The organism is Colwellia sp. BRX8-5, assembly GCF_014077325.1.
Classification (GTDB): Bacteria; Pseudomonadota; Gammaproteobacteria; order Enterobacterales; family Alteromonadaceae; genus Colwellia_A.
Window position 1 is genome coordinate 23,243 of record NZ_JACGVR010000040.1, and the last position, 11,880, is coordinate 35,122.

Consider the following 11,880-nt stretch of genomic DNA (forward strand, 5'->3'; position numbering starts at 1 on the left):
AAAACCACGTAAATAGAAATTTTCTATCAAATACTACATGTCGAATATATTGACTAATTGCATAGATCGGGCTTGTTCAACAACAGGATTAAGTTTCGGCTACGCGCAACCTATCCTTTATTTATTATAAAGCGTTCATAGAAAATCATGATCAATTCTGTTTTCGTATAAAGCAGGTGTAACTTTAGCCTTAATACCATTTAGAACATTATTATATTCTTTAGCGACTTTTTTGTTTTGAAAATGAGCTGCAACTATGAAGTCTTTAGTTACTTTATTAAAGATCAATATCTCAGCCTGAGGATCTGTCGGGTAAGAGTCTGGTAACTTTGTAGTAGTTCTATTCGGTAACTCTTCAATTTCACCAAACATTTTTTCAAAAGCTGTTGCTGACTTCCTATTTTCAATAACTTGTTTTTTTACAATGCGAGAGGCTGCATTTCTTTCAAAATAAGCGGCATCAACACTAGAAAGTAACTCAGGTGAAATTTCAAAAACAACCCACTTTTGTTTTGGGTTTTTGACTCTTTTAATATAAAACATCCGGTATTGTGGGAAACTTACAGATATACAATTTGAATTTAAAAAACCATCAGACCTATTTATATCCGTGTAATGAAAATCGCCTTTTTTAAGCTGAGATCTAGGGATGATACCTTGTTTTGCAATCGCTTTTAAATTTTCAATTTTTGTAAAATGATATAATGACTCAATACCTCTATTATTAAGAACACCTATTATTCCTGATTTTTCAGATTCTTCATCTGATTCATATTCATCAAAATCATATTCGGGTTGGCTATAATAAAAATCATCTTCAGAAACTTCATCAGATGATAAGTAAAGCTCATAATAACTATTTGAACCCCAATATGAAATTTCATTTTCACAATGTTCACATATAATTAGGTCATCAAATTCTTCCCCACTATCTTTCATCCTATCTGCCATAAAATTTGGCTCTGGGACTAATATTTTTTGTTCAATGAGTTCATTACAGTGAGGGCATGAAACTTTTATATCAGAGAGCATTGTCATTGTGACTCCATAGTTTTATAAAACGAGCATTTAAGGTGCTGATAATTATCAGCTAAAATATGTAACGAAGCAAAGACCAAGTAAACGGTTAGCAAGACCCGCTTGAAATTCTTGTTATATTTCATTATCGAAAATCAGTAATACCTTCAGGGTTAATTGAATAGCTCGGGTGTGAAGTGGTATTATCAAGGAGACGAAAATGATATTTTAAACAAAAACTCTCTGCCCTAAGTACCTATCAAGTTTAAAACAATATTTGAATCTTTTGAGCTAAGAAATATATCAACTTGACGCTTTTCTCCGAACCCACGAACAGAATTATTCATCCAATTAAGAGTCGACTCTTCATTACTTACCAATATCACTAGAGCTGACTTAAAATTTTTCAAACCCTTTTTATTTTTTACACTAACAATCGACATCATCAAAAATACAACGCTCGTTTGAAATTCGACTACCTTCATTTTCTCTTGAAAATTTTTCATGATGAGAGCTACATGGCTCACCACCAAATTTATTTTCAATATCAGACTTACATTCATTAAGTAACTCTTCTGCTTCATCTAATAAAAGAATACTTTGTTTGTCTATGAAATGGGTTTTATATGCTCTAAGAGCTGACTCTATACCTGAAAAATAATCATCTGGTTCTTCTCCTCCCCAATCTTGAAAGCAATTGTCAATCTCATTGTAAATCTTACCAACCGACTCAAGTCTAATCTTTTCAAAAACCGTTTCTTTCTCAATATTTGTTAATAGAGAGCTTATTTTATTATCAAAAATACCAGAATCAAAATGATGTACCGCAATTGAAGACAATTTTTTTGCCGCTGAAAGCCTAATATCTTCATTTAACAAACCCAAAAAATTTAGCTTTATAATGACATTGAGATCACTACAGTATTTTAATTGGGAATGTATTGACAAAGAGGATACATATTCCGGTTTTGTTTTTACGAGTTCTTGCAGAAAGTCTAAATTACATTTCTCCGCTAAAAAATAAGACATGCGTATGTTATTCATATAAATGTTTCTATCTAACGTCATCATACGCTCGATTAAACTTGTAAAGTGATCATTAGGCACAACAATTTTCACACCTTCAACATCACTAATACCACAACTTACCTCGCTAAATATTTTCATCAAATCAGCCCCTAATAGATATTCATTTAAGAACTCTCTATCAGAAGAAAACTTATTTGCTAAAGCATCCTGAATTGTAGGGTGCTTAAACTTCCAAAAATATCGACCTTCTTTCAGATATTCAGTTGTAAAGCTTCCATTAAGAAACTTAAATGCTCTAACAGCATTATGAAATGAACTTCCAAGCCTATTGATGTAGTTTGGATCAACTACTTCAAGTTTCACGGGACTTTCAATCTCGCCACCATTCATGAACATTACCGTCAAGGCCGCCTTACAGTGAACATCAAGGTTATTTATTGTATCAGTTAAAAAATCCATTGGATTAGTGATGAAATTGGAAATATTTCGACTATCAAGATTCAATGTTTTTGTGAAATGTTTATCACCTAGTCGCCTTGCGACCTCAGGAGAAAAGTTACGACTATCAACTATCATCTTCAAAAAAGGTTTCAGACTAGTCTTGTAACCTTTATCTTGGTTCCCGAGTTTAATATGGTTATACAATATTTGTTCTCGTTCATCTCTAGAAATATTCTCAACATAAATTGTTACTTGAGAGTCTCGTAAAACGGGTGCTGCATGTTCTTTAAGATATTCTTTTGCTTCTCGATATATGTATGTTCTAGACGTGAAAATTATCTTCGTTCCTTTTCTAATCGCCGTATTTAAATGGCTAAGCGTTGAATTCCAATCATTAGCTTTAGAAAAGTCTAACTGTGTCGCACCAAAAACATCATCGACCCAAAAAACCTGATTATCTTCAAGTGGGTTCCAGTGTATTTTAAATTCTTTAGGGGAATTTACTTTAATGGCTCTTGATTGCCATCGATCAATAGAAGATAAAACAAGAGATGCTGCAATTGTTGATTTACCTGATGCAGGGTCTCCTAACAATAAAACAAAATTATTTTCAGTTAATGCATTTACACTCTGGCTATATGCTTCTGTAATAACAAACTTTGCAAGATCTCCCCCCATCGAAGATAAAATTTCATTTGCTTGAGCATATGCCCTTTCATCCACTATTTGAGATAAATCTCCTAAACCATAAACTCTTGGAACAAGCATTCTTAGCTTTGGTGATTCTGTAATTTTCTGGCTCAACCATTGTCCTGTAAAGACTCTACAAACTTTAACACCATTGATATTCTGAAACGCAGTAACTATTTTAGTTTCAGCATCTGCTGACACTTTTGCATTTGTAAAAATGAAATAGTTATCGCATAAGCCCTTTTTTGCTAAGACCTCAACCTTGCTCAATTCATCTTTAACATGACTAAAACTAAAGCCAGCATCTTGCTTAATTGTATGTTTGCACTGAACAGTGAATGAACCATTAAAGCTCTCGTTATTATCTCTTTCAAAATTAACCCAAGATCCATAAAATGCTAGGTCTCTACCCCCATCATTTACTTCTGAAAAACTTTGAACTGTTTGCCCTAATATACTGGAGATCACTGTAGAACATAACTGTTGAAAAGCCTTCCAACCTAAAGTGTGGAGTTCGTATGTCACGTCATTTGCTTGTACAGTCGCCATGTTCTTTACCTTCAACTATTAGGTGAAATATTCACCTAAATTACGATTTTTTGTAATGTGTAACCTTGCTAAAGCTATCTATCTTTTTAATAACGAAACTTGGGCAGTTCGTGCAAAAAAAATAACTTCATGTAAAGCCATTATTAATCAATATGTTCATATAATATGTCAGGTATAGCAAAGCACTTTTCGAACAGTGTCTACTTTCACTTGACTGTATCATTATCGTCTTGGTCTAAGGTCAAGCCGATCAATAGTTTCCAACGTTAGCACCACTGACTCAACTAGTTCACCATCAAAATCATCACGTTCGGCTTCCTCATGAATACCTTTGTTAAGACAGGTCCACACAAGATTATTTTGTGGTATACCTAGAATACGTCGATAACCCTCGATGAGTGGTTGTTTATTTGCATGTTCAAAGGTTCGCGCCTCACGAAGTTTTTTACAAATAGCGTTGCAAAGATCTCTCAAAGCGGGCTCCGCACCAACGCCCGGAAGCATCAGATTCAATAGTCCTTTGTCGTGGCTTTCGAGCCAACGCCATACCTTCTGAGACACCATCTCTAGGGCTTGACGCGATGCACCTAGGGCAACTCTGTCATCCAAAATATCTTTTGCAGCTCTAGCTTTAGCTATGTAGTTAGCAGTTGTTATGTTGCCTGTTACTCTAGGCTGATAGTTTCCTGCATGGTGGCGGAGTAAGTATACTTGGCATTCACTGCGTCGCTGAACAGGAAGATGCTGTTGGATATCTTTGATGAACTCATTGCTATGACAAGTCACGATTAATTGAGTTTGATAAAAGTGGTCACTTTCAAAAATAGTTTCGCGAATTCCGCCACGATGGTCGTGATCTATAGCATTTATAGCATCATCGAAGACTATGATAGGGCACTGTATGATCTTCGCCTTAGCCATAAGAATTGCTAATCCAAGGCAACGAATGTGTCCTTCGCTTAGTACATGTAATGCATCAACACGAGCGGCAGGATTACCTTGGAAACTAATCTCAATCTTTTTGTTAGCACCGAGTGGTAGATTAAGTGCTGATAGCTTGTCATCTTCACGATCGTTGCGATTGAACGAGTTGTAAAGCCCCATAGCTTCCTCATTTAGTCCTACCATCAATTGACTAGGAAGTTGTGTTCTGTATTCTTTCAGCTTTTGAAGGAATCGGTCATAAGTTACCTTAAATCGAATGTCCCGTTCTATATCAAGCTTTTCTTGAGCAGCTTGAACTATGAGCACGGCATTAGTTTCATCGAATATCTCTATACGTCGTTTTGCTTCTTTAATGTTATTTTGGAACTGCTGTCGCTTTAGCTCCTGTGCTTGGACTTTTAATTGAAAGTTGAGAAGCCGACGGCGTTCATCGACATGAGGTTGACGTTCTTGTTCGGTTTGGAGTGAGAATTCGTCCTGAACTGTAATGCGGTCAACAACAGTAAGTAGGTGCACAAGCAATGCATTCTCAGCGTCTCTATCTGGTACCTGAGAATAGATATCTGACCACCAACGCCCTGTTGGCTCGTTTGGAAGTAATTGTATAAATTGACCTAATAGAGTCTCTTTTTCGTTTTGGATATTAATAAACTTAGCAACAGGAATAAACATTCCACGCAGTTTGCTTGAAGCTAGTTCAAGGCTATTCTGTGCTATTTGCTGCTGCTCTTGAAGAACTCCGAGTTCATCAAGGTGCTTTAGACCTTCGCTTGCTTTTTCGAATGGATCTTGCGCTACTTGCATCTGCCCATCTAAAGGGGTGTCACATGCAGGACAACGATCTCCTGCTATTTCACGTAGAGCAAGAACTGAGTGATAGAGTGCCTTGAACGAAACTTCGTCACTCTTTGCTTGTAGTGCAACACAAATCACATCTACCGCCTCGCTGGATTGATGCGCATCATCAAAGGCATCAAGAAATCCTCGACACGTCACTCCAAGTATACTGGGTGGAACAGTCTCCAAAATCACTTCAAGATCATGTAATCTTCCAGCACTTCCATCTGCACCAATTAATTGCTTAAGAGCCTCAAATGTTGTTCCTGCTTCATATTCTTGAGCTAAGGTGGCTTCTTCTTCTGATAAGCCTTGCATGGAGTCAGCCATTCCATCAACAGCCAAGAGATCCGCGGCCAATGCAGTTTTTCGTTCTCTTAAAGTGGTCTGTTGTGTATCCGCAAGGGTAAGTTGTCCATCAATACTCTCATTAAAATGATTTACAAACTCATTAAATTTTTCCATACCGAACAAGGTGGCAATCAACTCAGTGCGTTGGGCGTTGGGGCGGGAAGCAATCCTAGAAAAGGCGTCTATACGGTTCCTTTCGATGAAACAAAAACGGTAAGCATCAGCATTTGGGACAACATCGATTTCTTCTCCGTTATAATCTGTTGCTTTCAAGGAAGGTGGTGTAAACCTACCTTCATGTACATTAGTAAGATAAGTCTGGGCTGCAATACGCTTGCTTCCAGCCTCTTCAACTTCGCCTAACAAGGCATATTCGAGTCCTTCGCACAGGCTGCTTTTACCGCTCCCGTTCGGACCATAGAAAAGTGTTATTTGCTTTGAAAGATCGAATGGCTCAGGTGTGCGAAATCCCCTGAAAGGACCAAGTGTCATATGTTCTAATTTAGACCATGGCCATGTACCAGCATCAATTTCAGCTACAACAGCTGGTACGGCATCAGCTACACGATCTAGTTCTTGGCGTATTAAATCAACGAGGAAAAAGGAGCGCTGACTTCGGTGTCGGGTAGTCTCAGCTAGTTCATCAAAGCGAGCTAGTGCCAAATTGGCTAGTCGGCGTACATCAACCGGAATTTGATTCTCTGGTTGATATAACCAACACACAAAACGTTCGAAATCTTGTTTAGCAGACGACATTCAATCTCCATTAATAACAACCAATATCCTTTGTACACGCATTGTTGCATCACAAATTAAGAAGTCAATATGTTCTAACAGAATCAATACATTCCGGAAGTCTTTAATTGTGTTAAAATTTTTATATTAGTGCTGAATTAGGGTTTGATCCAGAAGACGGGATGACATCTAAAGAACAATACGATGAAGCTTTGTGTAACTGCCTATTCATACTCCCCTGTGTAAGCAGACTGATCATTTTAGTATTGAATAAACCACGTTTAATTTATTTCTCTAGTGTTATTAGGGGTCTATCGGGGTATTTTAACTCCAAGAGCTTAAGCTCTTGATAAATATCGACTTTACTCGGTATTGATCCCTTACTACAAACAAGTTTTTTTTCAATTTTAATACCTTTATCAATCAGCTCATATCGATTAAAAGTATCTTCATCTGACAAACTTAAAATTCCTTCTGCCGAATATAAAATACTGAAAAATTGATCGCCAATTAAAAACTGTAAACAGCCTAACACAACATGTTCATTATCTAAGTCAACGACTCCATCCACTAAATTAAATCCAACTTTAAAGTTCCGTTGAGATGAAAACAATAAATCATAAAAACCTTGAATAGAATCTTTTAAATAAAATAACTCATGAGTGCTTAATCTGAGTGAATCATTGAGATCAAAATACTTAACTATGTCAGTTACTTTAACCAAGGTTTCAAGCTCCTCCTGATAATTAATAAATTGATTATCAGCATTTATCGAGCCAATTAATTGTTTATCTTGTTTTCCCTCTACATAGACATTGAATTTATCGCCGGATGATAGGTCACTAATAAATTGATGCGTTTTTCTTAGATACTGAACATCATAATGTTTATTTCCAAAATTAAATGAAAAATTAAGTCTGCTTGTTTTATGACTAAAAACAATATCAAAGAAATCACTTTTAAATCGTGATTTAAAATATGGACTATTTAGATCATTAATAAAAGGTGGGAAGTAAACATCAACACTAAAGGAGTAAACATCATCAAAAGGACCTTTTTGGAATATAAGATTGGCCTCTGTAGTAGGCTGTAAGTTGGGCATTGATAATAACGCCGTTGAAGAGCTGAGTGTAGACTCCTCGGTAGCAATTCCAAACCTTTTGTCTATAGCAATTATCTGCTCAATAGAAACCGCTTTCTCTATGCCTAAACTAACATCAATTAGCTTCTCTAGATTCGGCTCACCAACAGTATTGAATTTTATTTCCAATGCTCCATCTTCATACCCGACTTTCTCAATAAAAGTTTTCTTATCTGCAATGAATTTATTGAAACCATCTGTAAAACATTTTTTCATAGCGGATTTTAAAAACTCTCCAGACAATTCGCTTAAAGCATGGCTTTCATCATATTTGACCAACATAGTTTTTTTGTTGAACTTGTTTTCTTTTGAACTTGCATTAATTTTATGAACTTTCTTTAAAATTTGGCGGATCAGATTATTGTCAACTAGTCGTAAAAAGGTTTTCTGAACAGAGTTTTTTCCATCATATTCTACAAATAAAAAAAAGAAAGGTAACGGGTCTACTGCCATTTTGTATAAGTTAGAAAGTGAAACCTGTAATTTTCTATCTTGTTTATCCGTTGCTTTGACTTGTACTTTACATTTTGGGGCTGATTGATGTATTTTCGAGCTACTAATTACATTCGATAATGGAAATTCTATAAAATGATCCCAGCCCATATCATCTGAGCTAGAAGGGTTTACAGTTAATCCAGCTTCTGAACACCACATACTTAGTAGATGCTCGGCCATATTTCCAATATTTCTCATTTAATTTATTTCTTCTTTTTAAAAACAGGAAAGTTAACTTTATCCAATACAGGTAAAAGACATTCAATATCACACTGTAGTGTTCAACATGTGTTCGTTGATTTATTGTTTTACAGCAATAGTCAGTCTGCTTTAATAAAAAGAAGCTGGCAAGCTATCACTTTGTTTTAGCGTTTATGAGTAGAAAGTTCCATTAGGCTCTTAGAATATTGGATAATTCAATGTTTAACGGACACTTTTACAGTTTGACGGACACTTAGGTAAGTTAAAATGATTGTACTGAAAGTAAAAAAACCTAAAAAAGACTGGATGTCTGACGTAACTATTTTGGCTCTAGAAGCTGAAATTAAAAGGGAGTATGAACCGGAAGATTCCAAAACACTTATTTCAAAATTTCATAACATGATGCTTGGAAGTACGGTGTCTATGATGGATGGTGAAATGGCAATATATCCACACGGTATAGCTGCTATTTTTAGTCTTCTTAAAGTACCTGTAAAATTTGTCGACGATAAAGGCGCAGACATGGCTATAAACGTAACCAATTCGGGAGCGAAGTGGCATTGTAATTGGTACATACTAGAAAGCTGTAACCCTTAGCACTTTAACCTCTAAAGGGTTACAAAAACATCCCATGACCTAATGCACCTATCAAGTTTAAAACAACATTAGTATCTTTTGAGCTAAGAGTCATATCAACTGGACGCTTTCCTCCGATTCCCCGAACCGGATTGTTCATCCAACAAAGAGTAGCCTCTTCATTATCGAATAACACTAGAGCAGCCTTAAAAATTTTTTCATACCTTTCTGTTTCTTCACATTCAATAGTCATGACCATAATCTTATTAAATACCTATACCGATACTGTTAAAGTATGCCTGTCTTAGTAGTTAAATCAAGATTTCAAATAAATATTGGAAAGGCTACAAAGTAAAAGACACTCACTAATCGCATCAATAACGAAATTTCTTTAGAATATTTTAAACTTTCAAAACTTAGTTTTATATACATATTAGTATTAAAAACTATTCAATTTTCACATCTCAAAAGTACAAAAATATATCAACTAAGATATAGCGAACCATGGAGTAGCCTGATATTTTTTCACTAAAGTTACCCACAATTTTTTCTATCAATTAACGTTCTGATTTTATGATAAAAGTTATCTATCTTGTACAACTCAGTAGTTGTACAAGATAGATAAGTTGTACAACTACTGAATTGTACAACTTATAAAGAAAACACAAAGTCACTACTCGTAGTTGTACAATAAGTACTTAAACAACAATGCGTTACTAGATATATGTTAGCTTGATAAAAATCATATTCCCTGTTTATATAACTAATAAGGTAATAACCAAGCTGAATAAAAAATGAAACAAACAATTAATGCAAAAATCGGAGAGCAACATCTAAAGTTGGAAATTAAGCTACGTTATCCGGTCTCAAATACTCGCTTCCTAGAAACCTTTTTAGAGGCTATAGAACCGAGCTTGCTAGAAATTGTTTACATATTACAGCATCCCTCAAATGAAGAAGAGGAGAAAAAAAATGAATAATTCAAAACAGAGATTAGTCGCATATATCCGTGTATCAACTGACAGGCAAGCTACAGAGAATGACTCTTTAGAAGGACAGAAAGACAAGATCACAGAATGGGCAAAGTCCAACAATTCGGAAATAGTTAAATACTATATTGATTCAGGAAACTCTGCATATAAAGGTAAAAGAGTTATTTTTAATGAAATGATAACTGATATTGAAAAAGGAAATGTGTCTACAGATGGGATTATAGTTTATTCACTCTCTAGGTTTTCAAGAAATGAGTTAATCAGAATGAATGCTGAGGAGAAACTCAGTAAATTCGGAGTTTTTATAATTTCAGTAACAGAGCCATTACCGGAAGACAGGGATTTAGCTCAATTAGTCAAGGGACTAATTGGAACTGTTAATGAGCATCAAAGCCGTCAAAACTCTCGGGTTGTACAAGACCGTTTAAATGATACAGCTAGAAGTGGTTATTTTCCCGGAGGTACTGTGATACACGGCTACAAATCTATCGAAGCAGTTACCAATAGCTCTAGCATTAAGAAAAAGTTAGTTATTCTTTCAGAGGAAGCTAATACTATAAAATACATATTTCAACTAGCACACAGAGGAATTAATGGTTTACCTATGGGTGTAAAAGCTATAGCAGCTCACTTAAATGAAATGGGTACCACGAAACGAGGAAATGAATGGAATAAAGGCGGTGTTGACCGAATATTAAATAATACTGCTTACTACGGTGATTATCAGTTTGGCAAACACAGAACTAGAGATGGTCCCGAACAAAGCATTATTATTATCAAAATCCCTGGAATAATAAGTGAAGAACTTTTTCAAATTGTACAAGAAGGTTTAAAAAACCGAAGAATAACAAACTTTACATATAAGGGCGAAAGCTCCCCCATGTTACTTACAGGATTTTTAAAATGTGGTTTTTGCAAATGCAATCTGGTTATTCAAACAGGCAAAGGAGGTAGGTATAATTATTACAAATGTGGGAGTCAGATGGCAAAAAACGTGAATACATGTAAATGCCCTATTATTCCCCAAAAAAAATTAGAACAAATTATCCTACATCATTTATTGAATAGCATTATTACAGAAGAGCGAATTTTAGAAGTAGTCAATGAGTTAAAATTATTACTAAGAAATTTAACGAAAGAGGATAGACAAAAATTATTAAATAAACAGAAGAGATCTGCTGATTTGAAAGGTAAAATCAATAGACTTTATGACATGATTAGTATTGGGGAACTTGTATTAGAGGCAACACTTTGCGACCACCTTCAGAATTTAAAAAATAGTTTATCAATACAAGATTTAGAAATTACAGAATTAAAAAAGCGAAGGTTCCTGTCAATTAAAAGCTTCGGTACAAAACAAATACAACGATTTGTTGATATCGCTAAAGAAGTTCTAACTAACAATGATATCGAAGCTCGCAAGGCTTTTTTAAAGACAGTAATTACGGAAATAATTGTTACCCCAAGGAGTGCAAAGATTGAGGGGAATAACTTTCAATTGGCATCGACAGTTTCACAAACAAAAATGGGCACCACAAATGTGGTGCCCACTCTCGTATCTATGTGGCGGTGAAATAGAGATTTGAACTCTACTCAAGGTTTAGTGCTATAAACCTTATTTATAATTTCTAACTATCAAAAAGCAAAAAACCGCTAATCTTTCGATTAGCGGTTTTTCTTTGTTTGGCGGTGAAATAGAGATTTGAACTCTACTCAAGGTTTAGTGCTATAAACCCTTATTTAAAATTTCTAACTATCAAAAAGCAAAAAACCGCTAATCTTTCGATTAGCGGTTTTTCTTTGTTTGGCGGTGAGATAGAGATTTGAACTCTAGAAGGGCTATAAACCCTTGCTGGTTTTCAAGACCAGTGCTTTCGACCA

At 35.3% G+C, this 11,880-nt stretch carries 8 protein-coding genes; 3 read left to right on the plus strand and 5 right to left on the minus strand.

The window, feature by feature from the left end; translation table 11 throughout:
* Positions 1–135: 135 nt before the first annotated feature.
* From H4J62_RS18010 to H4J62_RS18025, 4 genes are all read right to left on the minus strand, one after another.
* A complete protein-coding gene (locus tag H4J62_RS18010; RefSeq protein ID WP_182217739.1) occupies positions 136–1,038 on the minus strand; it encodes a DarT ssDNA thymidine ADP-ribosyltransferase family protein in 903 nt (300 codons plus the stop codon).
* A gap of 408 nt (positions 1,039–1,446) precedes the next feature.
* Entirely contained in the window at positions 1,447–3,726 is a 2,280-nt protein-coding gene (locus H4J62_RS18015) for a hypothetical protein (protein WP_182217737.1), read from the minus strand.
* 222 nt (positions 3,727–3,948) lie between these two features.
* Complete coding sequence (locus H4J62_RS18020) at positions 3,949–6,615, minus strand: AAA family ATPase (RefSeq protein WP_182217735.1); 2,667 nt, start codon at positions 6,613–6,615, stop codon at positions 3,949–3,951.
* A 265-nt stretch (positions 6,616–6,880) separates the two neighbouring features.
* Positions 6,881–8,428, minus strand: coding sequence for a hypothetical protein (locus H4J62_RS18025; RefSeq protein WP_182217734.1), 1,548 nt, complete (start codon positions 8,426–8,428; stop codon positions 6,881–6,883).
* A gap of 270 nt (positions 8,429–8,698) precedes the next feature.
* Here H4J62_RS18025 and H4J62_RS18030 point away from each other — a divergent pair, with 270 nt between their 5' ends.
* Entirely contained in the window at positions 8,699–9,028 is a 330-nt protein-coding gene (locus H4J62_RS18030) for a hypothetical protein (protein WP_182217732.1), read from the plus strand.
* A 19-nt stretch (positions 9,029–9,047) separates the two neighbouring features.
* On the opposite strand, the gene H4J62_RS18035 is transcribed toward H4J62_RS18030, so the two are convergent.
* A complete protein-coding gene (locus H4J62_RS18035) occupies positions 9,048–9,260 on the minus strand; it encodes an antitoxin Xre/MbcA/ParS toxin-binding domain-containing protein (protein ID WP_182217730.1) in 213 nt (70 codons plus the stop codon).
* A gap of 541 nt (positions 9,261–9,801) precedes the next feature.
* Between H4J62_RS18035 and H4J62_RS18040 the strand changes: the two genes are divergently transcribed.
* On the plus strand, positions 9,802–9,987 hold the full coding sequence (locus H4J62_RS18040; protein ID WP_182217729.1) for a hypothetical protein: 186 nt from the start codon (positions 9,802–9,804) through the stop codon (positions 9,985–9,987).
* The gene (locus tag H4J62_RS18045) at positions 9,980–11,572 is read left to right on the plus strand and encodes a recombinase family protein (protein WP_182217727.1); all 1,593 of its coding nucleotides are present in this window, start codon (positions 9,980–9,982) and stop codon (positions 11,570–11,572) included. Before H4J62_RS18040 ends, H4J62_RS18045 begins: the two co-directional genes overlap by 8 nt.
* Positions 11,573–11,880 lie beyond the last annotated feature (308 nt).

Coding starts and splice junctions, on each gene's coding strand:
- H4J62_RS18010 (WP_182217739.1), bottom strand. CDS start 1,038: ATGACAATGCTCTCTGATATAAAAGTTTCATGCCCTCACTGTAATGAA.
- H4J62_RS18015 (WP_182217737.1), bottom strand. CDS start 3,726: ATGGCGACTGTACAAGCAAATGACGTGACATACGAACTCCACACTTTA.
- H4J62_RS18020 (WP_182217735.1), bottom strand. CDS start 6,615: ATGTCGTCTGCTAAACAAGATTTCGAACGTTTTGTGTGTTGGTTATAT.
- H4J62_RS18025 (WP_182217734.1), bottom strand. CDS start 8,428: ATGAGAAATATTGGAAATATGGCCGAGCATCTACTAAGTATGTGGTGT.
- H4J62_RS18030 (WP_182217732.1), top strand. CDS start 8,699: ATGATTGTACTGAAAGTAAAAAAACCTAAAAAAGACTGGATGTCTGAC.
- H4J62_RS18035 (WP_182217730.1), bottom strand. CDS start 9,260: ATGACTATTGAATGTGAAGAAACAGAAAGGTATGAAAAAATTTTTAAG.
- H4J62_RS18040 (WP_182217729.1), top strand. CDS start 9,802: ATGAAACAAACAATTAATGCAAAAATCGGAGAGCAACATCTAAAGTTG.
- H4J62_RS18045 (WP_182217727.1), top strand. CDS start 9,980: ATGAATAATTCAAAACAGAGATTAGTCGCATATATCCGTGTATCAACT.